This window comes from Mycobacterium sp. P4_H6 (genome assembly GCF_056400845.1).
In genome coordinates this window covers 13006-38564 of record NZ_JBFUKN010000019.1, presented here as the reverse complement: position 1 = coordinate 38564, position 25559 = coordinate 13006, and the positions used below count along the sequence as shown (strand labels likewise).

At 68.8% G+C, this 25559-nt stretch carries 25 protein-coding genes; 5 read left to right on the top strand and 20 right to left on the bottom strand.

Annotation, left to right across the window (positions count from 1 at the left end):
• Window positions 1-67 precede the first annotated feature (67 nt).
• From AC1DTF_RS10455 to rimP, 3 genes are all read right to left on the bottom strand, one after another.
• Entirely contained in the window at window positions 68-298 is a 231-nt protein-coding gene (locus AC1DTF_RS10455) for a YlxR family protein (protein WP_442928733.1), read from the bottom strand.
• Between the two features lie 167 nt (window positions 299-465).
• Window positions 466-1470, bottom strand: a complete 1005-nt coding sequence (gene nusA, locus AC1DTF_RS10450; protein ID WP_477474022.1) for a transcription termination factor NusA — start codon at window positions 1468-1470, stop codon at window positions 466-468.
• On the bottom strand, window positions 1467-2018 hold the full coding sequence (rimP, locus tag AC1DTF_RS10445) for a ribosome maturation factor RimP (RefSeq protein WP_477474021.1): 552 nt from the start codon (window positions 2016-2018) through the stop codon (window positions 1467-1469). The genes nusA and rimP overlap by 4 nt, the downstream gene beginning before the upstream one ends.
• Window positions 2019-2154: 136 nt before the next feature.
• Here rimP and AC1DTF_RS10440 point away from each other — a divergent pair, with 136 nt between their 5' ends.
• Window positions 2155-2694 (top strand): hypothetical protein, encoded by a 540-nt coding sequence (locus AC1DTF_RS10440; protein WP_477474020.1) that lies wholly within the window; start codon window positions 2155-2157, stop codon window positions 2692-2694.
• Window positions 2691-3173 carry a ferritin-like domain-containing protein gene (locus tag AC1DTF_RS10435; protein ID WP_477474019.1) on the top strand — a complete coding sequence of 161 codons (483 nt, stop codon included), beginning with the start codon at window positions 2691-2693 and terminating at the stop codon, window positions 3171-3173. The genes AC1DTF_RS10440 and AC1DTF_RS10435 overlap by 4 nt, the downstream gene beginning before the upstream one ends.
• On the opposite strand, the gene AC1DTF_RS10430 is transcribed toward AC1DTF_RS10435, so the two are convergent.
• Genes AC1DTF_RS10430 through AC1DTF_RS10420 form a run of 3 tightly spaced genes read right to left on the bottom strand, consistent with a single transcriptional unit; the run spans window position 3170 to window position 7082 of the window.
• Window positions 3170-4927 (bottom strand): proline--tRNA ligase, encoded by a 1758-nt coding sequence (locus tag AC1DTF_RS10430; RefSeq protein ID WP_477474018.1) that lies wholly within the window; start codon window positions 4925-4927, stop codon window positions 3170-3172. The genes AC1DTF_RS10435 and AC1DTF_RS10430 overlap by 4 nt on opposite strands.
• A gap of 11 nt (window positions 4928-4938) precedes the next feature.
• Window positions 4939-5601 (bottom strand): VOC family protein, encoded by a 663-nt coding sequence (locus AC1DTF_RS10425; protein ID WP_477474017.1) that lies wholly within the window; start codon window positions 5599-5601, stop codon window positions 4939-4941.
• Complete coding sequence (locus tag AC1DTF_RS10420) at window positions 5598-7082, bottom strand: MFS transporter (protein ID WP_156409275.1); 1485 nt, start codon at window positions 7080-7082, stop codon at window positions 5598-5600. Before AC1DTF_RS10420 ends, AC1DTF_RS10425 begins: the two co-directional genes overlap by 4 nt.
• 237 nt (window positions 7083-7319) lie before the next feature.
• On the opposite strand from AC1DTF_RS10420, the gene AC1DTF_RS10415 reads away from it, so the two are divergent.
• Window positions 7320-8222: an alpha/beta fold hydrolase gene (locus AC1DTF_RS10415; protein WP_477474016.1), complete on the top strand. Its 903-nt coding sequence runs from the start codon at window positions 7320-7322 to the stop codon at window positions 8220-8222.
• Here AC1DTF_RS10415 and AC1DTF_RS10410 read toward each other — a convergent pair.
• From AC1DTF_RS10410 to mqo, 7 genes are all read right to left on the bottom strand, one after another.
• Complete coding sequence (locus AC1DTF_RS10410) at window positions 8185-9675, bottom strand: MFS transporter (RefSeq protein ID WP_235571327.1); 1491 nt, start codon at window positions 9673-9675, stop codon at window positions 8185-8187. The genes AC1DTF_RS10415 and AC1DTF_RS10410 overlap by 38 nt on opposite strands.
• A 129-nt stretch (window positions 9676-9804) precedes the next feature.
• A complete protein-coding gene (gene cobA / locus AC1DTF_RS10405; protein WP_477474015.1) occupies window positions 9805-11010 on the bottom strand; it encodes a uroporphyrinogen-III C-methyltransferase in 1206 nt (401 codons plus the stop codon).
• The gene (locus tag AC1DTF_RS10400) at window positions 11007-12374 is read right to left on the bottom strand and encodes a cobyrinate a,c-diamide synthase (RefSeq protein ID WP_477474014.1); all 1368 of its coding nucleotides are present in this window, start codon (window positions 12372-12374) and stop codon (window positions 11007-11009) included. The genes cobA and AC1DTF_RS10400 overlap by 4 nt, the downstream gene beginning before the upstream one ends.
• Window positions 12368-12982, bottom strand: coding sequence for a cob(I)yrinic acid a,c-diamide adenosyltransferase (cobO, locus tag AC1DTF_RS10395; protein ID WP_057168665.1), 615 nt, complete (start codon window positions 12980-12982; stop codon window positions 12368-12370). Before cobO ends, AC1DTF_RS10400 begins: the two co-directional genes overlap by 7 nt.
• A gap of 8 nt (window positions 12983-12990) precedes the next feature.
• Complete coding sequence (locus AC1DTF_RS10390; protein WP_477474057.1) at window positions 12991-14886, bottom strand: magnesium chelatase subunit D family protein; 1896 nt, start codon at window positions 14884-14886, stop codon at window positions 12991-12993.
• A gap of 17 nt (window positions 14887-14903) precedes the next feature.
• Window positions 14904-15365 (bottom strand): GNAT family N-acetyltransferase, encoded by a 462-nt coding sequence (locus AC1DTF_RS10385; RefSeq protein ID WP_057168663.1) that lies wholly within the window; start codon window positions 15363-15365, stop codon window positions 14904-14906.
• Window positions 15362-16855: a malate dehydrogenase (quinone) gene (mqo, locus tag AC1DTF_RS10380; protein WP_477474013.1), complete on the bottom strand. Its 1494-nt coding sequence runs from the start codon at window positions 16853-16855 to the stop codon at window positions 15362-15364. The genes AC1DTF_RS10385 and mqo overlap by 4 nt, the downstream gene beginning before the upstream one ends.
• A 67-nt stretch (window positions 16856-16922) precedes the next feature.
• On the opposite strand from mqo, the gene AC1DTF_RS10375 reads away from it, so the two are divergent.
• Entirely contained in the window at window positions 16923-17942 is a 1020-nt protein-coding gene (locus tag AC1DTF_RS10375) for an alpha/beta hydrolase (protein WP_477474056.1), read from the top strand.
• A gap of 11 nt (window positions 17943-17953) precedes the next feature.
• Window positions 17954-19348 carry a mycothione reductase gene (mtr, locus tag AC1DTF_RS10370; RefSeq protein ID WP_057168661.1) on the top strand — a complete coding sequence of 465 codons (1395 nt, stop codon included), beginning with the start codon at window positions 17954-17956 and terminating at the stop codon, window positions 19346-19348.
• A 2-nt stretch (window positions 19349-19350) separates the two neighbouring features.
• Here mtr and AC1DTF_RS10365 read toward each other — a convergent pair whose 3' ends face one another.
• Genes AC1DTF_RS10365 through AC1DTF_RS10335 form a run of 7 tightly spaced genes read right to left on the bottom strand, consistent with a single transcriptional unit; the run spans window position 19351 to window position 25552 of the window.
• Window positions 19351-20181, bottom strand: coding sequence for a class I SAM-dependent methyltransferase (locus tag AC1DTF_RS10365; RefSeq protein ID WP_477474012.1), 831 nt, complete (start codon window positions 20179-20181; stop codon window positions 19351-19353).
• Window positions 20182-20229: 48 nt separating this feature from the next.
• A complete protein-coding gene (locus AC1DTF_RS10360) occupies window positions 20230-20550 on the bottom strand; it encodes an ArsR/SmtB family transcription factor (RefSeq protein WP_057168659.1) in 321 nt (106 codons plus the stop codon).
• 10 nt (window positions 20551-20560) lie between these two features.
• A complete protein-coding gene (locus AC1DTF_RS10355; protein ID WP_477474011.1) occupies window positions 20561-21283 on the bottom strand; it encodes a FadR/GntR family transcriptional regulator in 723 nt (240 codons plus the stop codon).
• Window positions 21284-21296: 13 nt separating this feature from the next.
• Window positions 21297-22079: a 3-oxoacyl-ACP reductase gene (locus tag AC1DTF_RS10350; RefSeq protein WP_057168657.1), complete on the bottom strand. Its 783-nt coding sequence runs from the start codon at window positions 22077-22079 to the stop codon at window positions 21297-21299.
• Complete coding sequence (locus AC1DTF_RS10345) at window positions 22079-23446, bottom strand: aldehyde dehydrogenase family protein (RefSeq protein ID WP_477474010.1); 1368 nt, start codon at window positions 23444-23446, stop codon at window positions 22079-22081. The genes AC1DTF_RS10350 and AC1DTF_RS10345 overlap by 1 nt, the downstream gene beginning before the upstream one ends.
• A complete protein-coding gene (locus AC1DTF_RS10340) occupies window positions 23443-24201 on the bottom strand; it encodes a gamma-glutamyl-gamma-aminobutyrate hydrolase family protein (protein WP_477474009.1) in 759 nt (252 codons plus the stop codon). The genes AC1DTF_RS10345 and AC1DTF_RS10340 overlap by 4 nt, the downstream gene beginning before the upstream one ends.
• Window positions 24188-25552 (bottom strand): glutamine synthetase family protein, encoded by a 1365-nt coding sequence (locus AC1DTF_RS10335; RefSeq protein WP_477474008.1) that lies wholly within the window; start codon window positions 25550-25552, stop codon window positions 24188-24190. The genes AC1DTF_RS10340 and AC1DTF_RS10335 overlap by 14 nt, the downstream gene beginning before the upstream one ends.
• Window positions 25553-25559 lie beyond the last annotated feature (7 nt).

Here is a 25559-nt window from a genome sequence, read left to right as displayed (position 1 = left end):
CGGGTTTAGCTATGACGCATGGTCATCGGGACTTCACGGTGTGCTCATGTTCTTCGCTACCTGTTCTCTAGCCGGTGGGGCCGGATTCCTCAGCGCCCGGTGAGGCGTTGACGTACTCGACCACCGCGGATGTGTCCGGTGAACCGGTGATACGCAACGCTCGGACGAACGCTCGCCGACGGAGTGCCGCATCAAGACACTGCTGGTCGGGATGCAACCAAGCACCCCGCCCCGGCAGGTTACCCGCTGAGTCCACAGTCACGGCGCAATTGCCGGGCCTGTCGGATACAGCGGCCACTCGAAGCAGTTCGACGGCCAGTTCTCGCTTCCGGCATCCCACACACGTCCGCACCGGTCCGTCTGGGCTCCGATGCGCACGAGCCGGGATGGCCGAAGTCTCGCGCTGGATCACGGCTCAGTCTACCGTTCCCGGACGTCCAGACTTCAATCGCGTGTCGGGATAGCTCACCCGGCCGCGGGTTCGGGTGCCGCGTCACTGCGGATATCGATGCGCCAGCCGGTGAGGCGGGCCGCCAACCTGGCGTTCTGCCCTTCCTTGCCGATCGCCAGCGACAGCTGGAAGTCCGGCACCACCACCCGGGCCGCCCGGGTGCTCTCGTCGATGACGGTCACCGACACGACCTTGGCCGGCGACAGCGCGTGGGCGACGAACCGGGCCGGGTCCTCGTCGTAATCGATGATGTCGATCTTCTCGCCGGACAGTTCGCTCATCACATTGCGGACGCGCTGGCCCATCGGGCCGATACACGCCCCCTTGGCGTTCAGACCCGGCACCCGCGATGCCACGGCGATCTTGGAGCGGTGACCGGCCTCCCGCGCCACCGCGACGATGTCGACGGATCCGTCGGCGATCTCGGGCACCTCGAGCGCGAACAATTTGCGCACCAGGTTCGGGTGGGTGCGCGACAGTTCGATCTTGGGCTCGCGGGCACCGCGGGACACCCCGATGACGTAGCAGCGCAGCCGATCGCCGTGCTCGTAGCCCTCACCGGGCACCTGCTCGGCGGGCCGGATCATGCCGTCGGAGCCCTTGGCCTCGGTGCCGACCCGGACCACCACGTTGCCGCGGGTGTTCTCCCGGGCGTCCCGCTGCACGACGCCGGCGACGATATCGCCCTCGCGCGCCGAGAACTCGCCGTACATCCGCTCGTTCTCCGCGTCGCGCAGCCGCTGCAGGATCACCTGACGCGCGGTGGTCGCCGCGATACGGCCGAATCCCTCTGGGGTGTCGTCCCATTCGTTGATCAGGTTGCCGTCGTCATCGRTTTCCCTGGCCATCACCTTGACCACACCGGTCTTGCGGTYGACGTCGATACGCGCGTCGGCCTCGTGGCCCTCGGTGTGCCGATACGCGGTCAGCAACGCAGACTTGATGGTGTCCACGACGATATCGACCGAGATCCCCTTGTCGGACTCGATGGCATGAAGCGCCGCCATGTCGATGTTCATTCGTCGCCCCCCTTTCCAGACTGCTCGGACAATTCCAACTCACGCCGATTCGGCGGCGAAAACTCAACTTGCACAATTGCTTTGGTGATCCCGCTGACGTCGACGGGACGGACCTCGTAATCCTTGCCCACCGCGACGACGAGGTGCACCACCCCGTCGGCGGTCTGCCCGATCCGGCCGGTCAGGCTCGACCCGTCGGCCAGCGCGACCTCGACCTTGCGGCCGCGGGACCGGCGGAAGTGCTTTTCGGTGGTCAGCGGGCGGTCGACGCCGCGGGAGGTCACCTCCAGCACGTATGCGCCGTAGTCACCATTGGCCTGCTCAGCGGCATCCAGGGCCGCCGAGGCCACCTTCGACAGGGTGGCGATGGCATCCAGATCGACACCGTCATCGGCATCGGCGATCACGGTGAGGCGGGGCGGACGCCCACCGCCGAGCACCACGTCTTCGACTTCGTAGCCCGCCCGGGCGAACTCCTCGTCGAGGAGTTCGATCACCTGCTCCCGCGACGGTAATCGCGCAGACCGCAGCGGGTCATCCGATGCCACGGCGAGCTCCTCATCTTGAGTTGTGCGGACACATTCCCCGGTCGGCTGGACCCGGGTTCGGTTACCAAACGATACGCCAGGCGCGTCCCGCCAATCACCAAACGAGGGGTGCAGGAGAACATGGCAGGATGTGGGCGTGCCGAGCGCCCCACCCACCCTGACCCGGCGCCGCCTGTTGATCGCCGCGGTCCCCGCGACGTTGGCAGTGGGGTTGCTCGCCGGGACGACGGCCTGTTCACCGCCCCCTCCACCGGCCGATCTTGCCGACCTGCGGACCCAGTTCGACCGCGCCAATGCCGACAGTCTGCTCGCCGGTGAGGCCGCCACGGTGCCGCCCGGACGGGCCCTCACACCGGACATGGTGGCCACCCTCACCGCCATCGCCGCCGAGCGCACCGCGCACGCCCGTGCCCTCGCCGATGAGATCACCCGGCTGACCGACGGCGAGACGCCCACCACCAGTGCAGCACCGACCACGACCACCGGCGCCGCGACGGCCCCGGCCGCGAAACCGACCGTCACCGACGTCGCCAAGGCGCTGCGCATGTCGGCCGAGGATGCCGCCCGGGTCGCCACCCAGATGGCCGGCTACCGGGCCGGACTACTGGGCTCCATCGCTGCCTCCTGCACCGCCGCCTACCAAGTGGCACTGGGTGATCCGGAGAAGAAGGCATGACCTCACCGCAGCCCGCTCCCGACCCGGACCGGCCAACCGACGCCGCCCGGGCCTCGTTGTTCGACGCGGTCGCGAACGAACACGGCGCGATCTACGGCTACGGCGTGGTGTCGGCGCATTCCACACCCGAAGACAATGCCCTGGTGGCCGAGTCGATGGCCCAGCACCGGACACGCCGGGAGGAGGCCCTGGTCATGCTGGCCGAAAACTCGGTGACCCCGCCGCTGCCCGCGGCCGGTTACGAGCTGCCGCTGGAGGTGACCGACCCCGGCGACGCCGCCGAGCTGGCGGTGCGGATGGAGTCCGACACCGCCACCGCGTGGCGGGCCGTGGCCGAACAGGCACAGACACCGGAGGATCGCGGCTTCGCGGTGACCGCGATGACCCAGGCCGCGGTGCTGGCCGCCCGCTGGAACCAGGTGCTGGGTGTCCCCCAGATCACCACGGCTTTCCCGGGCGGGCCCGAGAAGACCGGTTAGGCCCGCAGCTGGGCGGCCACCTCGGCGGCCGCACCGTCGGCCGCGAGTTCACGGGCCTCACCGGTGAACCGGTTGCGCAGTTCCACGACACCGTCGGCCCAGCCGCGCCCGACCACCACGATCCACGGCATACCGAGCAGTTCGGCGTCCTTGAACTTCACCCCGGGCGAGGCGGTGCGGTCATCGAACAGCACCTCGAATCCCAGCCGGGACAGTTCGCCGGCCAACTCGGTGGCGCCCTCGCGAGCACCGACGTCCTTGTTCGCGATGACGACGTGCACGTCGAACGGCGCGACCGAAGCCGGCCAGCGCAGCCCGATCTCGTCGTGCTGCTGCTCGGCGATCACCGCGACCATCCGTGACACCCCGATGCCGTAGGAGCCCATGGTGAGCCGCACCGGCTTGCCGTTCTCGCCGAGCACATCGGCGCCGAACGCGTCGGCGTATTTGCGGCCCAGCTGGAAGATGTGGCCGATCTCGATTCCGCGGGCGGAGGTGAGCACCCCGGCGCCGTCCGGCGACGGATCGCCGTCGCGCACATCGGCGGCCTCGATCGTGCCGTCGGGAGTGAAGTCGCGGCCGGCGACGAGGCCCACCACATGCCTGTTGGGTTCGTCGGCGCCGGTGATCCAGGACGTGCCCGATACCACCCGCGGGTCCACCAGATAGCGGACACCGTTGTCCTGCAGCGCTTTCGGACCGACGTAACCCTTCACCAGGAAGGGGTTGGCGGCGAAGTCGGCCTCGTCGAGGAGCACGAACTCGGCCGGTTCGAGCGCCGCACCGAGGCGCTTCTCGTCGATGTCGCGGTCACCGGGCACACCGATCCCGAGCAGCTCCCACTCGCCCCCGGGTTCACGGGTTTTGACCAGCACGTTCTTGAGGGTGTCCGCCGCGGTGACCGCGCGCCCCTCGAACTGCGCGAGGTTGGCCGAGTTGGCCCAGTCCACCAGGGTGGCGATGGTCGGGGCGTCCGGGGTGTCGTGGACCTGCGCGGCGGGCTGGCCCTCGATGGGCACATCGGCGGGAGCCCTGGTGATCACGGCCTCGACGTTGGCGGCGTAGCCGGATTCCAGGCAGCGCACGAAGGTGTCCTCACCGACCTCGCTCTCGGCGAGGAACTCCTCCGATGCGCTCCCGCCCATCGCCCCGGACACCGCCGAGACGATGACGTATTTCACCTTCAGCCGGTTGAAGATGCGCTGATAGGCCTCGCGGTGCGCGTGGTAGGCGGTCTTGAGTCCGTCCTCGTCGACGTCGAAGGAATAGGAGTCCTTCATGACGAACTCGCGGCCGCGCAGGATGCCTGCGCGCGGACGCGCCTCATCGCGGTACTTGGTCTGGATCTGATAGAGCAGCACCGGCAGGTCCTTGTAGGAGGAGTACTCCCCCTTGACCGTCAAGGTGAACAGTTCCTCGTGGGTCGGGCCCAGCAGGTAGTCGTTGTTGCGCCGGTCCTGCAGCCGGAACAGGGTGTCGCCGTACTCGGTCCACCTGTTGGTGGTCTCGTAGGGGGCGCGCGGCAGCAGGGCGGGCAGCAGGATCTCCTGGCCGCCGATCGCGTTCATCTCGCTGCGCACGATGTTCTCGATCTTGCGCAGCACCCGCAGGCCCAGCGGCAGCCAGCTGTAGATCCCGGGACCGATGGCGCGCACGTAGCCGGCGCGGATCAGCAGCTTGTGGCTGGGGACTTCGGCGTCTGCGGGATCGTCACGCAGGGTTCGCAGGAACAGCTCGGACATACGGGTGATCACAGCGGGCCAGCCTAGTCGCGGCCCTGCCAGGTGCAGACGCATGCCTCGTTACCCTCGGCGTCGGCGAGCACCCAGAACGCGGGAGCGGCGTGATCGCTGAGCAGGACACCGCCCGCGGCCAGCGCCGCCTCGATGCGAGCGGCGGCCACATCGTGTGGGACGTCGACATCGATGTGAATCCGATTGCGTTGCGGGCGTGGCGAATCCATCTGCTGGAACCAGATCGCCGGTCCGCGCCCGGCCGGGTCGACCAGGCCGCGGTGCAGATCTGTCGTGCTGCGCGCGTCCGTGTAGCCGGTGACGGCCTTCCAGAACGGCCGCACCGCGGCGATGTCGAGGGCGTCGATGGCGATCTCGAACGCCTGCAGACCGGCGCCGGGTTCGAGTGTCCTGCGTGCGGCCTGCAGCGCGCCGGCCAGCTGCCCGGCGAGCTCCAGATCCTGATCGGTCACCGCACCGTGCGCCTCGGACTGCACTGCCAGCAGCACGCGATCGTCGCGCAGGTCCAGCGACAGCTGCCCGGGGGCATCCGGGCACGCCGCCGCGGCCAGCGTGGCGACCTCGGCCGCTTCGGCCAGTGTGCTCACCCGCACCTGTGCCCGCAGCGCCCCCAGGACCAGCCGCCAGCCCAGCGCGCCGGTGGCATCGGAGATCTGCTGACGTGTCGGGTTCACAGTTCCCCTGCCTCGACGGCTTCTTTGGTGTGTTGCGCGCTGGCGATCTGGCGGGCGGTGAATCCGATGCCCAGCGCGGCGACACCGACCAACACCGCGATACCGGCCACCCACAGCAGCGAGTACGTGTAGCCGTGACCGAGCGCGTCGAGTTGGGCCGGCGTCATATCGTGCACCGGGCCCGTCGTCCCGCCCAGGTAGAGCGTGCGGGAAGTCTGCACCGCCTGGATGACGACGAGCACGATCGGGCCACCCAGGTTGTAGACCATCAGGGTCACCGCCGACACCGGTCCGATGTCCCGCGGCGGGACGTCGGCGACCGCGCACAGCGGCAGCACCACCGAGATCACCCCGATGCCGAGGCCGCCCAGCACGAACAGCACCACCAGATCCGGGAAGTACGGCACATCGCGTTCCAGCGTCGACCCGAACAGCATCGCGGCCAGCACCAGGCTGCCCGCCCCGATGACCAGCCAGCGCGGTGCGAAGCGCGGCGCGAACCGGGTGGCCGCCAGGTTGCCGACACCCATACCGAGCGCGAAGGGGATGAAGCAGATGCCGGCGTGCAGCGCGGAGTAACCGAGCACATCCTGGACCAGCAGGCCGATCATCACGCTGACCGTCAGCATCACGCCACCGGCCAGGAAGTACGCCACAAAGGTCGCGACGCGGCTGCGGTTGTCGAACACCGAGAACGGCACCAGCGGGTTGTCCGCTCGCCGTTCGACGACGACGAAGGCGACCAGCGCCAGCACCGTCGCGGCAGCCGCGGCGAAGACCCACGGATCGACCCAGCCGCGCGGCGGGCCCTGGGTGAACACCAGCACCGCGGCGGTACAGGCCAGCGTCGCCAGCAGCGCGCCGGAGACATCGAGAGTCAGCCGTTCGTGCCGGGTCTCGGCCAGCCACACCGTCGCGACGAAGATGATGGCGATGCCGATCGGCACATTGATGAGGAAGGCCCAGCGCCACGACAGCTCGGTCAGCGCACCGCCCAAGATAAGCCCGAGCACCGAGCCGAGGCCCTGCATCGCGGCCGATACCGCCAGTGCCTTGTTCCGGGCGTGCCCGACGGCGTAGGTGGTGGCGATCAGAGCCAGGCCGGTGGGCGCGGCCACCGCGGCGCCCACGCCCTGCAGCGCACGGGCGGCGATGAGGGTGATCTCGTCGGTGGCCAGGCCGCACACCAGAGAGGCGATGGTGAAGGTGCCGACGCCGGCCAGGAACGCCCGCTTGTGCCCGACCGCGTCCCCGATCCGGCCGCCGAGCAGCAGCAGGCCGCCGAACGCGAGGACATACGCGGTGATGACCCAGCTCTTGCCGGCATCAGACAGCGCCAATTCGGCCTGCATGCGGGGTAAGGCGACGATGACGATGGTGCCGTCCAGCGTGGCCATCAGCTGCATTCCGGTGATCGCGACGATGGCCGGACCGAGCACGCTTTCCGACAGCCGCGTACCCGAACTCTGCGACCCAGACATGGGTTCCAACCCTACCGACGGCGACCGACGGGAAGGTTATCCACACGATTCATGCACAGGTGTGGACAAGTTACATGGGTGTAATTTCGACGCACAGCACTACCGGGTGCGCACAATGTGGCGCACGAAGATGGCATCAACCAGCCTCTACCCTGTAACGCACGGGGCCAAACATGCATTCCGCGAATTTTTTTCGCTCCGTGTTTGGTGTCCTGGGCGGTGGGCAAGACACCTCACATGACCGATCCGGCACCCGTCCCCGTCCGGCACCGTCGCATCGTCATCGATGGGATCGACACCTTCTACCGGGAGGCAGGCCCCGCGGATGCGCCGGTGGTGCTGCTCCCCCACGGTTATCCGTGTTCGTCCTACGCGTTCCGCAATCTGCTGCCGGCGCTGGGCGATCGCTGGCGGTTGCTGGCACCGGACCTGCCGGGCTTCGGCCACAGTGCGACGCCCGCGCCGCGGGACTTCGGCTACACCTTCGATGCCTACGCCCGCTTTCTGGGCGCCTTCGCCGACGGTGTGGGTCTGCACTCCTACACACTCTGGCTGCACGACTACGGCTCGCAATTCGGTCTGCAGCTGGCGATGTCGGCGCCCGACCGCGTCACCGGTCTGATCATCCAGAACGGCGACATCTACCCCGACGTGTTCGGCCCGAAGTACGACTTCCTCAAAGCGGCGTGGGAGAACCCCGGCCCGCAGGCCCGGCGCACCATCGCCGAGCACGTGACACCGGAGGGGTTTCGCAGTGAGTTCGTCGGCGAACTGCCCGCGGCACTCGCGGACCGGATCAGCCCCGATCTGTGGACCCTGCACTGGGGTCTGATGTCGACCCCGCAGCGCATCGCCAACCTGATCCGGCTGCTGGAGGACCAACCATCCACCCTCAAGCGATTCGACGCCGAACAGGCCTACCTGCGTGAGCACCGTCCACCCACGCTGATCGTGTGGGGTATCCACGACGGGTACATGCCCGAAGCGTCCGCGCGGGCCTATCTACGCGATCTGCCGGACGCCGAGCTGCACACCTTCGACGGCGGGCACTGGCTGCTGGAGACGCATCTGGGTGAGGTCGTGCCGCTGGTGCGGGACTTCCTCAGCCGTCCAGCTCTCCGGCGTCGATCGCGTCCTTGACCTCCTGGGCGTGCGCCACTTCCTCCGCGGTGTAGCGGATGAACAGCGCCACCGCACCGACCACGACGGCGACCGCGGCCACCCACAGCAGGCCGTAGGTGTAGCCGGCGTCCAGCGCGTTGTGCTGCGCCTCGTTCATGTTCTTGACCGGGCCGGTCGTGCCGCCCAGGTACAGCGTCCGCGAGGTGATGACGGCCTGGATGATGGCCAGCACCACGGGTCCACCGAGGTTCTGCAGCATCAGCGCGATCGCCGAGACCGGGCCGATCTCGTCGAAGCCCACCCCGGCGATCGCCGAGACGGTCAGCGGAACCACGATCATGCCGATACCGAACCCACCGACCGTGATGGGGATGACCAGATTCGGGAAGTACGGGATGTCGCCGTTGAGCGTGGAGCCGTAGATCATCGCGGCGAGCACGAACACGCCACCGGAGATCACCAGCCAGCGCGGCGCGAACCGCGAGACCAGTTGCGAGGACAACCCCAGGCCCACGCCGAGGGCGACCACGAACGGGATGAACCCGATACCGGCGCGCAGCGCGCTGTAACCCATGATGTCCTGCACGTACAGGCCGATCAGCACGGTCAGGGTGAACATCACGCCGCCGGCCAGGAACACCGCGATGAAGGTGGCCACCCGGTTGCGATCACGGAAGAGCGAGAACGGCACCACCGGGTTCTCCGCGGTGCGTTCGACGTAGAGGAATGCCAGTCCGAACACGCAGGCCGCGGCACCCGAGCCCAGCGTGAGCGGCGACAGCCAGCCCTTCTCCGGTCCCATCGAGAATCCGAACACCGCGGCGGTGCAGAACAGCGTCGCGAGGATCGCGCCGGTGGCGTCCAGCTTCATCCGGGCGCGGTGGGTCTCGGTCAGGTGAGTGCGGGCCAGGTACAGCATGATCAGGCCGATCGGCACGTTCACCAGGAACGCCCAGCGCCAGGACACCTCGGTGAGCGCGCCGCCGACGACCAGACCCATGACCGAGCCGACGCCGGTCATGGCGGCGAACACCGCGGTGGCCGAGTTCCGGGCGGGGCCCTTGGGGAAGGTGGTGGCGATCAGCGCGAGGCCGGTCGGTGAGGCGATGGCGGCGCCGACGCCCTGCAGCAGGCGCGCGATGACCAGAGTGGCCTCATCCCACGCGACGCCGCACAGCACCGAGGCGATGGTGAAGAGCGCGACGCCGACGATGAAGGTGCGCTTGCGGCCGATGGTGTCGCCGAGGCGTCCACCCAGCAACATCAGGCCACCGAAGGTCAGCACGTAGGCGGTGATGACCCAGCTACGACCTGCATCGGAGAGGCCCAGCTCATCCTGGATCTTAGGAAGCGCCACGATCGCAACGGTGCTGTCCATCGTCGCGAGCAGCTGCATGCCGCCGATGGCAATGACCGCGGCGATGAAGTTCCAGGGCGGCACCCATGCCGGTAACCTGCTGTTTTGCCGCATATCCCCCCGGCCGACGTGTACTGGAAGGGCCCGGTTGCTGCCATCTGCGTCGTCTCGGCGGCCGGCTTTGCGCCCAGCGTCGTTGAGAGCAGTCATACCGGGTTACCTTACAGTAATCTTAAGAATCCTTTAACTGCCGAAGCCCGCCACGGGCCCGATCACGATGATTGCGGGCGGTCGAATCCCCTCCGAACGCACCCTCTCGCCGACATCGGCAAGCGTCGCGCGCACCGTTCGCTGCGCGGCGGTCGTGCCGTGCTGGACCACCATCACCGGCGTATCCGCTGGTCTACCGCCTGCCAGCAACACGGCGGCGAAAAGCTCGATGCGCTCGACGGCCATCAGCAACACGATCGTGCCCGACATCGCGGCCAGCGCATCCCAATTCACTAACGATTCGGGGTGGTCCGGCGCAACATGGCCGCTGACCACCACGAACTCATGGGTGACGTGGCGGTGGGTGACCGGGACGCCGGCCAGCGCGGGAACCGCTATGGCGCTGGTCACACCCGGCACCACGGTGACCGGAACCCCGGCTTCGACGCACGCGATCACCTCTTCATAGCCGCGCGCGAAGACGAACGGGTCCCCGCCCTTGAGCCGGACGACGAACTTGCCCGCCTTGGCGCGGTCGATCAGGACGTTGTTGATCGCCTCCTGCGCCATCGCGCGGCCGTACGGGATCTTGGCGGCGTCGATCACCTCGACATGCGGTCCCAGCTCGGCGAGCAGTTCCGGCGGGGCGAGCCGGTCGGCGACCACCACGTCAGCGTGCGCCAGCAGCCGGCGGCCGCGCACCGTGATCAGCTCCGGGTCGCCGGGCCCGCCACCGACCAGCGCCACGCCCTCGCGCACCACATCGTCGGGGTCACCGCTGCGGTCGGCGATCACACCGGTCTGCAGGGCGTCGTGGATGGCGTTGCGGATGGCCGCAGAGCGGCGGTGTTCGCCGCCGGCCAGCACGCCGACCGACAGTCCGTCGTAGTCGAAGGAGGCGGGGGTGACGGCGGTGCCCTCGATGGCCACGTCGGCACGCACGCAGAAGATGCGGCGGCGTTCGGCGCCGGCCACGATCGCGGCGTTGACGTCGGCATCATCGGTGGCCGCCAGCACATACCAGGCGCCGTCGAGATCTTCGTCACGGAAATCGCGCAACGTCAACGTGATCGGCGCGAACGCCTCCACCGACGGGGTGGCCGCGCGGGTGATCACATGGACATCGGCACCGGCGGCGATCAGCAACGGGAGCCGCCGCTGGGCCACCGTGCCGCCGCCCACCACCACGACCTTGCGGCCTTCCAGACGCAGGCCGACCAGGTAGGCGTTCTCTGTCACCCGCCGAGCTTAAAGGTTGCGGCCGCCGCGACGAAGCGGGAGCTGGCATGGGGGTGCGCCGCCGGGTGTGTATGCAGGTAACCGGCATGCACACCGCCGAGCACCGCACCGTCGGCCACCCGCGCGCCGGCCGCCGAGCTGAAACCCCAGGCACTGGGATAATCCTGGCCGAAAGTCACTGCGGTGCGGTGGAATTCATGGCCGCTGACGCGCTCGCCGACGGTATGCAGCGGCGAATCCGTGACCGCCACGGCATCCCGGTACCCCAGGGTGAGCCGCTCGGTGAACCGGGCCGAACCGGCGAGCACCCCGCACATCGGCACTCCGTCGAGGTCATCGACCAGATAGGTGAGGCCGGCGCATTCGGCGTGCACCGGGGCACCGGCGCCGGCCAGCGACCGGATCTGGGCACGCACGGTCTCGTTGGCCGACAGTTCGGCGGTGAACTGCTCGGGGAAGCCACCCGGGATGACCAGGGCGGCGGTGTCTTCGGGCAGCCCGTCGACCAGCGGATCGAAGTCGACGACGTCGGCGCCCGCGGCGGTCAGCAGCTCCCGGTGTTCGGCATAGCCGAAGCTGAACGCCCGCCCCGCGGCCAGCGCGACGGTCACCCTGCTGCTCGGTTCGACGGCCGCCGGCGACCACGGATCCGCGCTCACCCCGCTGGCAGCGGCGGCGACCAGGGCCGCGATATCGACATGGTGGGCCACCAGATCGGTCATTGCGCCCACGGCACGTTCGGCCAGCGCACCGTATTCGACGGCGGTCACCAGTCCGAGGTGGCGTGAGGGCACCTCGAGTTCGGCGGTGCGCGGAATCGCCCCGAGCACCGGCACACCGGCGTGTTCGCACGCCTGGCGCAGCACCTGCTCGTGGCGCGGGGTCCCGACCCGGTTCAGGATCACCCCGGCCAGCCGGATCGAGGTGTCGTAGGTCGAAAAGCCGTGCAGCAGCGCGGCAATGCTGTGGCTCTGGCCGCGCGCGTCGACCACCAGCACCACCGGGGCGCCGAGCAGGCCGGCGACGTGTGCGGTGGATCCGCGGGCCGGGCCCACCCCGTCCTCGGAGATGCGGCCGTCGAACAACCCCATCACCCCTTCGACGACGGCGATGTCCGCACCCGCGGTGCCGTGCCGGTAGAGCGGGCCGATCAACGACTCCCCCAGCATCACCGGGTCCAGGTTGCGGCCGGGCAGACCGGTGGCCAGCGCGTGGTACCCGGGATCGATGAAGTCGGGACCGACCTTGAACGGTGCCACCCGGTGCCCGGCGCGGCGCAGCGCACCCATCAAACCCGTTGCCACGGTGGTCTTTCCGCTACCGGAAGCGGGCGCGGCGACGATGACGGCGGGGGTGCTCACCATTCGATACCGCGCTGGCCCTTGCGGCCGGCGTCCATCGGGTGCTTGACCTTGGTCATCTCGGTCACCAGGTCGGCGGCCTCGATCAGCGCCTGCGGGGCGTCCCGGCCGGTGATCACCACATGCTGGTTACCCGGGCGGTCGGCCAGCGTCGCGATCACCTCGTCGGTGGAGATCCAGCCCCACTTGAGCGGGTAGGTGAACTCGTCGAGCACATAGAAGTCGTGGCGCTGCTCGGCGATCCGGCGGCTGATCTCGGCCCACCCGTCGCGCGCGGTCTCGGCGTGGTCGACATCGCTGCCCTGCTTACGGGTCCAGGACCAGCCCGACCCCATCTTGTGCCACTGCACGGGCCCGCCGGTGCCGTGCTCCTCGTGCAGCTTGCCGAGCTCCCGAAAGGCGCTCTCCTCGCCCACTTTCCATTTCGCACTCTTCACGAACTGGAACACCGCGATATCGAAACCCTGGTTCCAGGCGCGCAACGCCATCCCGAACGCCGCCGTCGACTTCCCCTTACCGGGACCGGTGTGCACCGCCAGCAGCGGGGCGTTGCGGCGCGCCCTGGTGGTCAGCCCGTCATCGGGCACGGTCAGCGGTTGTCCCTGTGGCACGGTGCCTCCTACGCGGCGGTCTTGACCAGCGATGTCAGCTCGCCGGCCTGCAGCTGGGCCAGGCGGACCACGGGCGCTTCCAGCTGCTGGGCCAACTGCTCGGCCAAACCCAGACGCACGAAGGACGTCTCGCAGTCCACCACGACGGCAGCGGCGCCCTCGGCGACAAGCAGGCGGGCGGCCGTCCGGGTCCGGCCCAGCGGGTCCGGGCCACCGGTGGCCCGCCCATCGGTGAGCACCACGACCAGCGGGCGACGGGCCCGATCGCGCGCCTTCTCTCGCAGCACCACATCGCGGGCGGCCAGCAGCCCTTGTGCCAGTGGCGTCTTGCCGCCGGTGTCGAAGCGGGCCAGCCGCCGTCCGGCGATGTACACCGAGGAGGTGGGCGGCAGCAGCACATCGGCGCGCTGACCGCGGAAGGTGATGACGGCGACCTTGTCGCGGCGTTGGTAGGCATCGCGCAGCAACGACAGCGTGGCGCCGCCGACCGCGGACATCCGGTCCCGCGCCGCCATCGACCCGGAGGCGTCGACCACGAAGATCACCAGGTTGCCTTCCCGGCCCTCCCGCACGGCGCGGCGGACGTCATCGGGTTGCACCCGGGGCCGGCCCGGCCGGCGCTGGTTGTTGACCGCGGCCAACAGCGTCGCGAACACGTGGGTGCCGTGCCCCTCGCCGGGCACCTCGGTGGAGCCCACGGTACTGCCGGTGCGGTTGCGGGCCCGCGAACGCCGGCCCGGGGCGCCCTCGCCGACACCGGGCACCACCAGCGCCTTGGTGCGGAAGGTGGCCGACGGCGGTGCGCTGGACCGGGTGGGCGGGGCACCGTTACCCGACGGCTGCCCGCCGTCCTTCTGCTGGCCGTTGCCCGACGAATCGGTCTGTGGCGCTGAGCTTTCCGCGGGATCATCCACGCCGCCGCCACCGGGCGGCTCCGGGTCGGGTTCGGGGTCCTCGGGGGCCTCTTCGGTCTGCGAGAGCGCCTCGTCGAGACGATCCGGGTCCAGGCCCGGGTCATCGAAGGGGTCGCGCCGGCGGCGGTGCGGCAGCGCCAGCTCGGCAGCCACCCGGATGTCTTCCTCTTCGACGGTGATCTTCCCCGTCGCTTCGTCCCCGTCCTGACTCCTCCGCCAGGCCGCGTGCGCCACCGCGGTGCGCGCGAGCACCAGATCGGCGCGCATACCGTCCACGTCGAAGGCGGCGCACAGGGCCGCTATGCGCCGTAACTCGTTGTCCGGCAGCACCACATCGGCCAATGCCAGCCTCGCTGCAGCGATCTGCCTGGCCAGCTCGGCATCGGCCTCGGCGTAGCGGGCGGCGAATCCCGGCGGGTCGGCCTCGAAGGCCAGCCGGGAGCGGATCACCTGCACCCGGACATCGACATCACGCGAGGCGGCCACGTCGACGGTCAACCCGAAACGGTCGAGCAGCTGTGGGCGCAGTTCACCCTCTTCGGGATTCATCGTGCCGATCAGCACGAAACGCGCGTCGTGGGAATGCGATACGCCGTCGCGTTCGATGTGCACCCGGCCCATCGCGGCCGCGTCGAGCAGCACATCGACCAGATGGTCGTGCAGCAGGTTGACCTCGTCGACGTACAACACGCCACCGTGGGCACGGGCAAGCAGGCCCGGTGAGAAGGCGTGCTCGCCGTCGCGCAGCACCTTCTGYAGGTCCAGTGAACCGACCACCCGGTCCTCGGTCGCGCCGATCGGCAACTCGACCAGTCGGGCATCGTCGTCGACCTGGGACAAGACCGCCGCGAGCGCGCGCACCGCAGTCGATTTCGCGGTGCCCTTCTCGCCGCGGATCAGCACACCGCCGATATCGGGGCGCACCGCACAGAGCACCAATGCCAGGCGCAGCCGGTCGTGGCCCACCAGCGCGCTGAAGGGATAGTGCACGGGGGCAACAGATCGCGTCACAGCGCCACTGCTCCCGGCCGGATCATCGGCACGTGCGGGATACCGTCTTCCACATATTCGTCACCGTCGCGCACGAACCCGTGCGCGCTGTACATGTCCTGCAGATAGGCCTGGGCATCGATGCGGCACGGATAGTTGCCCACCTCGGCGATGGCGGCCTGCATCAGCCGTGAGGTGTGCCCGTGCCCGCGGTCGGCGCGTTTGGTGCACACCCGGCCGATCCGGAACACCTTCTCCCCGCCGGGATGTTCCTCCATCAGGCGCAGCGTCGAGATCACCTGACCGTCAACGCCTTCCAGCCAGAAATGGCGCGTCTCGGCGAGCAGATCGCGGCCGTCGAGTTCCGGGTACGGACAGGCTTGTTCGACGACGAAGACCTCGACGCGCAGCTTCAGCAGCTCATAGAGCGTCGCCGCATCCAGATCCTTGGCCCAGCTTCGGCGCAGCGCGACCGTCATACGGGCGCGGGCGCATCCAGCTTGAGGACCTTGGTGCCGTAATCCCACACCTCTTGGAACAGCGCGGGCTCCCCCGACAGCTTGATGCCGAGCGAGGGGACCATCTCCTTGAGCTTGGGCAGCCAGCCCTCGTACTGATCGGCGAAGCAACGTTCCATCACCTCCAGCATGGCGGGCACGGCCGTCGAGGCGCCCGGGGAGGCGCCCAGCAGACCGGCGATGCTGCCGTCACCGGCGGTGAGCACGGTGGTGCCGAACTCGAGAACACCACCGGCACCCTTGCGGCGGATCACCTGGACCCGCTGACCGGCGATGGCGAGGTCCCAGTCGGAATCCTGTGCGCTGGGCGCGAATACCCGCAGATCGTTCACACGGTCGGCCTCACTGAGGGCAAGCTGGCCGAGCAGATACTTCACCAGGCTCATCTCGGTGAGCCCGACGCCGAGCATGGAACCGATGTTGTTCGGCTTGACCGAGAGCGGCAGGTCGGTGAACTTTCCCTGCTTGAGGAACTTCGGCGTCCAGCCCGCGAAAGGACCGAACAGCAGGTAGGACCGGCCGTTGATGACGCGGGTGTCCAAGTGCGGCACCGACATCGGCGGAGCACCCAGCGGCGGTGCGCCGTACACCTTCGCCTGGTGGGCTGCCGCGAGCTCGGGATTGTCGGTACGCAACCACTGCCCGCCGACCGGGAAACCACCGAAGCCCTTGGCCTCCGGGATACCGGCCTTCTGCAGCAACGGCAGCGCGCCGCCACCGGCGCCCACGAACACGAACTTGGCGTTGATCTTGCTCTTGGCGCCGGTGCGCCGGTTGACGACCTTCACCGTCCAGCTGCCGTCGGATTCCTTGTGCAGATCGCGCACGTCGTGGCCGAACAGGGTGGTCATGCCGTTGTTGGCGGTGTAGCCGATCAGCTGACGCGACAACGAGCCGAAGTCCACATCGGTGCCGGCCTGTGTCCAGTTCAGCGCGACGGGATCGGTGTAGTCGCGTTTGGCCGCCATCAACGGAAGCCGGCGGGCGAACTCGTCCTTGTCGTCGATGTACTCCATCGAGGCGAAGAGCGGGTTGGTCACCAGCGCCGCGTGCCGGGCCTTCAGGTACTGCGCGTTCGCCGCACCGTGCACGAAGCTCACGTGCGGGATCGGGTTGAGGAAGCTGCGCACATCGGGCAGCACACCGTTCTCCACCGCGTAGGCCCAGAACTGGCGCGACACCTGGAACTGCTCGTTGACCGTGATGGCCTTGGCGGTGTCGATGGAGCCGTCGGACTTCTGCGGCGTGTAGTTCAGCTCACAGAGCGCGGAGTGACCGGTACCGGCGTTGTTCCACGGATCGCTGCTCTCGGCGGCGGCACCGTCGAGGCGTTCGATCATGGTGATCGACCAGTCGGGTTCCAGGAGGCGCAGCAGCGCACCGAGCGTGGCGCTCATGATTCCAGCGCCGACGAGCACGACGTCTGTCTTGGCTACTTTCGGGTCAGACACGCAATAAGGTTATCCCGCCGGTGACAAGAGAAGCGGTCGGGCCGTGCAGGTCACTAGAGTGGCTGAGGTGACCGGCTGGGAGCCTGACGTATTACCTGGCTATTGGCAGCGGCCGCTGGCCCTGGGCGCCGATCCCGATGGGGAGGGCGACCTCGTGGCCACCCTCATCCGTCGTGGTGAACCGCCGGGTCGGGGCGAGCGAAGCGACGGGGAGAATCACCGGGAGCGCGCCGTGCTGGCGGTGCACGGCTACACCGACTATTTCTTCCACACCGAGCTGGCCGATCACTTCGCCGGCCGGGGATTCGCCTTCTATGCCCTCGATCTGCCCAAGTGCGGCCGGTCCCGCCGGGACGGCCAGACCCCGCACTTCACCTCCAATCTGGCGCACTATGACGGCGCGCTGGAAGCCGCGCTGGACGCCGTCGGCGCCGCCGACGTGCTGATGTACGGGCATTCGGCGGGCGGGCTGATCGTGTCGCTGTGGCTGGACCGGCTGCGCAGCCGCCAGGTGAGCACCCCGATCAGCGGGCTGGTGCTCAACAGCCCGTTCCTCGACCTGCACGGACCGGCGATCCTGCGTACCCCGCCGACCTCGGCCGCGCTGATCGCGCTGGCTCGGCTGCGCAAGATGCAGGTGGTCCGCAAACCGACGGCGGGCGGATACGGGACCAGCCTGCACCGCGACTACTCCGGGGAGTTCGAATACAACCTGGAGTGGAAGCCGGTCGGCGGATTCCCGGTGACGTTCGGCTGGATCAACGCGATCCGGCGCGCCCAGTTGCGACTGCACCGCGGCCTGGACGTCGGCGTGCCCAGCCTGATCCTGCGCTCGGATCACAGCGTCACCGAATCCCCCGAACCGGAACTCATCCAGCGCGGCGACGCCGTGCTCGACGTCGCCCAGATCGCCCGGTGGGCGGGCTGTGTCGGCAACCGGCTTACGGTGGTACCGATCACCGACGCCAAACACGATGTCTTCCTGTCGCTCGCCGAGCCGCGGTCGGCCGCCTATTACGAACTGGACAGGTGGCTGGACTGGTATCTCAGGACCGGGGCACCATCGACCACACCACATTCCGGATAAGGACGGCCCGCGTGGAGCACTACGACCTGACCATCATCGGGACCGGCTCGGGGAACAGCATCCCCAACGCCGAGTTCGACGCCCGCTACGGCGATATGCGCGTGGCGATCTGCGAACAGGGCACCTTCGGCGGCACCTGCCTGAACGTCGGCTGCATCCCCACCAAGATGTTCGTCTACGCCGCGGAGGTCGCGCAGACCATCCGGGAGAGTTCCCGCTTCGGCATCGACTCCCACATCGACAAGGTGCGCTGGCCCGACATCGTGTCGCGGGTCTTCGGCCGTATCGACCCGATCGCGGCCGGCGGCGAAGCCTACAAGCGCAGCATGACCAACATCGACGTGTACGGCAGCCACACCCGGTTCACCGGCGCCGCCGACGGACGCTACACACTGCGCGCCGAGGACGGTGCGGAGTTCAGCTCGGATCAGGTGGTGATCGCCGCCGGGGCCCGCGCCGTCGTGCCGCCGGCCATCACCGAATGCGGTGTGCAGTACTACACCAGCGACAACATCATGCGGATCGCGGCGCTGCCCGAGCACCTGGTGATCGTCGGCGGCGGTTTCGTGGCCGCGGAATTCGCGCACGTGTTCTCCGCGCTCGGAGTGCGCATCACCGTCGTGGTGCGCGGACCCGGAATGCTGACCCACTGCGATGAGACGGTCTGCCACCGGTTCACCGATCTGGCGGCGGCCAAGTGGGATCTGCGCACGCACACCAACGTGGTCGGGTCGCGCCCGCAGGGCGGTGACGGTGTCGTATTGGAACTCGACGACGGTTCCGAGCTGGTCGCGGACATGTTGCTGGTGGCCACCGGCCGCAAGCCCAACGGCGATCAGCTGGACGCCGATCTGGCCGGGGTCCAGCTCGACGGCAGCATGGTCGTGGTCGACGAGTACCAGCGCACCTCCGCGCGCGGGGTGTGGGCCCTGGGCGACGTGTCCTCGGCGTATCAGCTCAAACATGTGGCCAATCACGAGATGCGGGTGGTCCGGCACAACCTGCTGCGCGACTGGGACGACACCGCGGCCATGGTGGCCAGCGATCACCGGTTCGTACCGTCGGCGGTGTTCACCGATCCCCAGATGGCCACCGTCGGGCTCACCGAGGCCGAGGCCCGCGAGGCCGGCCACGACATCGTGGTCAAGGTGCAGGACTACAGCGACACCGCCTACGGGTGGGCCATGGAGGACCACACCGGCGTCGCGAAACTCATCGGCGACCGCGCCACCGGCAAGCTGCTGGGCGCCCACATCATGGGCCATCAGGCGTCCTCCATCATCCAGCCGCTGATCCAGGCGATCAGCTTCGGCCAGACCGCCAAAGAGGTTGCCACCGGCCAGTATTGGATCCACCCCGCGCTGCCCGAGGTGATCGAGAACGCACTGCTGGGTCTGCTGGACTGAGTTCAGCGCCTGGTCGCCGTCACCAGCAGGTACTCCGCCTCCCAGCCGTCATCCCGCCGGGATGACGCCAGGAATTCGAGGAAGGCGTCGTCCAGCGCGGCAAGCCGGTCGGGCCGGTCGGCGTTGGCTGCGTAGACCGCGATGGTGGGTCCGTAGTTGCGCTTCCAGTACTCGCGGAACTCCAGCGGTTCGCTGCAGTGATCGAGGCGCACCGTCCGGCGTTGCATGTCGGCGCCGGTGACCCGGTCACCGAACAATTCGCTCACATGGGTTTCGTCACCCCACAACGGTGCCGGACTCGCACCGGGAGGGGGCGGCGGCGCGAACGGCTTCATGGTGGCGAACAGCTGCCCGATGAAACCCGTCGGCGTCCAGTTGATCAGCCCGATGGTGCCGCCCGGACGGCATACCCGCACGAGTTCGTCGGCACTGGCCTGGTGCCGGGGCGCGAACATGACGCCCACGCAGGACATCACGATGTCGAAGGCGTTGTCCGCGAACGGCATCGCCTCCGCATCGGCCTCCACCCAGTCCAGCCCGACGCCCTGTTGCGCGGCGCGGGTGCGGCCCGCGGCGAACAGTTCGGGGGTGAGGTCGGCGGCCGTGACCGATGCCCCGGCGCACGCGGCCGGGATGGCGGCATTACCCGCGCCGGCGGCGACGTCGAGGACCCGGTCACCGGCGCCGACCCGGCAGGCCCTGACCAGTTCGGAGCCGAGTTCGGGGATGAGTTCGGTGGCCACCGCGACGTAGTCGCCGGAGGCCCACAGGGCGCGGTGTCTGAGCTTGAGTGCGCGGTCGGCGTCGGCAGAATCCGTCTCGGTGGCGTTCATGAATCCATGCTGATCCGAACCTGGCCGGAAATGTCCGGAAATCGCGGATCAGTTGTGACCCGCACCGATCCAATGCAGCAGGTCGTGCACGATGTCGTCGGCGAGCCGGTAGCTGACCGAACGGCCCGCTCGGCTGCTGGTCACCCAGCCCTGCCCGCGCAGCACCCGAAGTGCCTGCGACACCGCATTTTCGGATCGCCCCAGCGCGGCGGCCAGGTCGCTGACACAGATGCCCGGAACCCGGTGCAGGCTGAGCAGGATCTCCAGGCGATGCGGGTCCGAGAGCAGGTCGAACCGGCGCGCCCATTCGGAGGTGTCGACGTCGGCAAGCGCCGATGACGCCTTCTGCACCACCGACGCGTCCTCCATGGAAGGCAATCTAGTCCAGGAACCCGTGCAGCAGCGCGGCCGAGCCGGCCAGGTGCGCGCACATGGCGTCGGCCGCCGCGGCGGCGTCTGCGGCCAGGATGGCGCCGACGATCGCCTCGTGCTGCTCGTCGGAGTGCGCGATGTTGCGCGGCAACAGCGGGATCTGGTCCAGCAGGGCGTTGACCCGCATCCGGTTCTCGGCCACCAGCGGCACCAGCGACACCGAACCCGCCGCCTCCGCGATCGCCAGGTGCAGCCGGGAGTCCAGTCGGCGGTAGTCCTCGGGGGCGGCCCCGCGCACATCGTCGAGCCGGGCGCACAGCTCGCCGCGCTCGGTCTCGGTCAGCGTGCGGCCGGCCGCCGACCGCGCGGCGCCCACCTCCAGGATCTCGCGCAGTCGCAGCGCATCGTCGATATCGGCCCGGGTGACGTCCTCGGTGCCGGGTGCCAGCCTGGGTATCTCGTCGGCCAGGAACGTGCCGCCGTACCGTCCGCGCCGCGACACCAGATAGCCGGCCTCGGCCAGTGATTTGATGGCCTCCCGCACGGTGTCCCGGCTGACGCCGAGGCGCGCGGCCAACTCGCGTTCCGGTGGCAGCGACTCGCCGGGCGCCAGCACCCCGAGCCGGATGGTCTGCAGCAACCGCGCCACGGTGTCCTCGAAGGCATTGCCCAGCCGCACCGGTCGCAGCAGGCTCTCCGAGGTGGTCTGCGGATCCGGCGGGGAGGTCATGGTGTTCGCTATCTCACAGCGGCGTGACGTAGGCCGAGCTGATACCACCGTCGACCAGGAAGCTGGACCCGGTGATGAAGGACGCGTCGTCGCTGGCCAGGAACGCCACCGCGGCCGCCAGTTCCTCGGGCTCGGCGAACCGGCCGACGGGGACGTGCACCAGCCGGCGCGCGGCGCGCTCGGGATCCTTGGCGAACAGTTCCTTGAGCAGTGGGGTGTTCACCGGGCCCGGGCACAGCGCGTTGACCCGGATGCCCTGGCGGGCGTACTGCACGCCGAGCTCGCGCGACATCGCGAGCACCCCGCCCTTGGAGGCGGTGTAGGAGATCTGCGAGGTGGCCGAGCCGAGCACCGCCACGAACGATGCGGTGTTGATGATCGACCCCTTCTGGGCGGGCACCATGTGCCGCAGCGCCGCCTTCGAGCACAGGAACACCGATTTGAGGTTCACGTCCTGTACCCGCTGCCACGCGTCGAGGCTGGTGTTCTCGATCAGATCGTCGTCGGGCGGGCTGATTCCGGCGTTGTTGAAGGCGATGTCCACCCCGCCGTGCACGTCGAAGGCGGTGTCGAACAGGTTGTCCACCGCAGCCGGGTCGGAGACATCGACCTGGACGAACTGGACATTGAGATCGTTGGCGACGGTCTTGCCCGCGGCCGGGTCGACATCGCCGATGACGACGATCGCACCTTCGGCCTGCATGCGCTTGGCGGCCGCCAGCCCGATACCGCTGGCGCCGCCGGTGATGACGGCGACCTTGTCCTTGAGTCGCTGGGTCAGATCTACGTTTTCCATTAGATGTTCTCCGTTATCGCAATGAAGACGTTCTTGGTTTCGGTGAAGTGCAGTGGCGCATCGGGACCCAGCTCGCGGCCGAGGCCGGACTGTTTGAAGCCACCGAACGGGGTGCTGTAGCGCACCGAGGAGTGTGAGTTGACGCTCAGGTTGCCGGCCTCCACGGCGCGCGAAACCCGCAGTGCCCGCGACACGTTCTCGGTCCAGATCGAGCCGGACAGCCCGTAGCTGGTGTCGTTGGCCAGCGCGATGGCGTCGGCCTCGTCCTCGAACGGCAGCACGGTGACCACCGGCCCGAAGATCTCCTCGGTGACGGTGCGGTCGGTGCGCTGCGGCGTCAACACCGTTGGCGGGAACCAGAAGCCGGGACCTGACGGTGCCGATCCGCGGAAGGCCACCGGGGCACCGTCGGGGACGTAGCCGCGCACCGATTCCCAGTGTGTGCGCGACACCAATGGTCCCATCTCGGTGTCGCGGGAGGTCGGGTCACCGACCTTCACACCCGCGACGGCGGGCTCCAGCAGTTCCATGAACCGGTCGTAGACGTTGCGCTGCACCAAAATTCGGCTGCGCGCGCAGCAGTCCTGGCCGGCATTGTCGAAGACGCCGTAGGGCGCGGTGGCCGCCGCGCGCTCCAGGTCGCAGTCGTCGAACACGATATTGGCGCTCTTGCCCCCGAGTTCCAGGGTGACGCGTTTGACCTGCGCGGCCGCACCGGCCATCACCCGGGTGCCGACGGCGGTCGATCCGGTGAACACGATCTTGCGCACATCGGGGTGGCTGACGAAGCGTTCGCCGACCACCCCTCCGGCGCCCGGCAGCACCTGGAACAGGTCGGGGTCCAGCCCGGCCGCCACCGCCAGCTCGGCCAGGCGCAGGCTGGTCAGCGGCGTCCATTCGGCCGGTTTGAGCACCACGGCGTTACCGGCGGCCAGCGCCGGGGCGAAACCCCACGACGCGATGGTCATCGGGAAGTTCCACGGGGTGATGATCCCGACGACCCCGAGCGGCTCGTTGAAGGTGATGTCGATACCGCCGGCCACCGGGATCTGCTGTCCCAGCAGGCGTTCCGGGGCGGCCGAGTAGTAGGTCAGCACGTCGCGGACATGCCCGGCCTCCCATTCGGCCTGCCCGACCGGGTGCCCGGAGTTGGCGACCTCCAGGGCGGCGAGCTCACCGATATGCGCGTCGACGACCGCAGCGAAGGCCCGCAGCGCGCCGGCCCGTTCGGCGGGCGCCAGCCGGGCCCACCGCCGCTGCGCGGCGACCGCGCGGGCCACCGCATCGTCCACCGCCTCGATGTCGAGCAGTTCGACATCGCGCAGTACGTCCTCGGTGGCCGGGTTGATGACCGTCGAGGTGCTCATCGGGACACCCTTTCTGTTGTGTATTCGCGTGCCGCGTCGGCCACCGCCGTGAACAGCCGCACATCGTCGAGGCGCTCCTCGGGATGCCACTGCACGGCGAGCACGAAGCTGTCGCCTTCGAGTTCAACCGCCTCGATGACACCGTCGGCGGTGTCGCGGGCGCTGACGATCAGCCCGGCACCGAGCGCGTCGATGGCCTGATGGTGATAGCACTGCGCATCGGAGGTCTCACCGATGAGGGCCGCCAGCCGGGTCCCGGCCACGGTGCGTACCGAGGAGGTGCTGAACACCGCGTTGCCCTGCTGGTGGCGGCTGTGCCCGAGCACATCGGGCAGGTGCTGGTGCAGGGTGCCGCCGAGCGCGACGTTGAGCACCTGGGCGCCGCGGCAGATTCCGAGCACCGGCATACCGCGCCGCAACGCCGCGTTGAGCAGTGCGAACTCCCAGGAGTCCCGCTCGCCCATCGGCTCATCGGTGGTCGGGTGCCGTTGACTGCCATAGCTTTCCGGGTTGACGTCGCGGCCGCCGGTGATGATCAGGCCGTCGATGCCGTCGAGGACGCGGTCGGCCACCTCGGTGCCGCCGGGTTGCGGCGGCAGCAGCAGCGCGGTGGCGCCGCCGCGGTTCACCCCGTCGATGTAGATGGCCGGCAGGAAGCTGGCGTCGACATCCCAGACGCCGGTCTGGGCGCGCTGCAGGTAGGTGGTCAGGCCCAGGACAGGTCTCGGGACCGCTCTGGCTTCAGAGTCGCTCAAAGCCGCGCACCCTCTCCCAGTCGGTCACCGCGGCATTGAACGCGGCGAGCTCGATGTGCGCATTGTTCAGATAGTGGGCGACCACCTCGTCACCGAACGCGGCCTTGGCGATCTCGGAGTGCTCGAACAGCGCCGCCGACTCGGCCAGGGTGCTCGGCAGCCGTTGCGCGCCACCGGTGTAGGCGTTGCCGGTGCAGGCTTCCTCCAGTTCCAGGCCCTCATCGATACCGTGCAGACCGCCGGCGATCAGCGCCGCGACGGCCAGGTACTGGTTGACGTCACCGCCGGGTGCCCGGCACTCCACCCGCATCCCGGGGCCGTGACCGACCACCCGCAGCGCGCAGGTGCGGTTGTCCATCCCCCAGGCGATCGCGGTCGGGGCAAAGCTGCCGTCGGCGAAACGCTTGTAGGAGTTGATGTTCGGTGCGTAGAAGAAGGTGAGCTCGCGCAGGGTGGCGATCTGGCCTGCCACGAAGCTGCGGAACATCGCCGACATGCCGTCCGGATCATCCTCGTCGGCGAAGACCGCCGCCCCGTCGGTGGCTTGCAGCGAGATGTGGATGTGGCAGCTGTTGCCTTCGCGCTCATCGAACTTGGCCATGAAGGTCAGCGATTTGCCGTGCTGATCGGCGATCTCCTTGGCGCCGTTCTTGTAGATGGTGTGGTTGTCGCAGGTGACCAGGGCCTCGTCATAGCGGAACGCGATTTCCTGCTGACCCAGGTTGCACTCGCCCTTCACGCCCTCGCAGTACATGCCCGCGCCATCCATCCCGAGGCGGATGTCGCGCAGCAGCGGCTCCATCCGGGTGGACGCCAGCATCGCGTAGTCGATGTTGTAATCGGTGGCCGGTGTCAGGTTGCGGTAGCCGGATTTCCAGGCCTCGCGGTAGGTGTCGTCGAAGACCATGAACTCCAGCTCGGTACCGACGAACGCGCTCAGGCCGCGCTCGGCCAGCCGGTCGAGCTGGGTGCGCAGGATGGTGCGCGGGGAAACCGCGACGGGCCGGCCGTCGGTGAAGGACAGGTCGGCCATCACCAGCGCCGTGCCCGGCTGCCACGGCAGCAGGCGCAGGGTGGCGAAATCCGGGGTCATGACCATGTCGCCGTAGCCGGTCTCCCAGCTCGACATCGCATAGCCGTCGACGGTGTTCATGTCGACATCGACGGCCAGCAGGTAGTTGCAACACTCGGCGCCGTGCGCGGCGACCTCTTCGACGAACAGCCGCGCCGACACCCGTTTACCGATGAGACGGCCCTGCATGTCGGGGAACGCGACGATGACGGTGTCGATCTCGCGGGCGGCGACGAGCTGTTCCAGATCGGCCTGCGACAGCATTCCGGTGTCAACCATGGGGCGC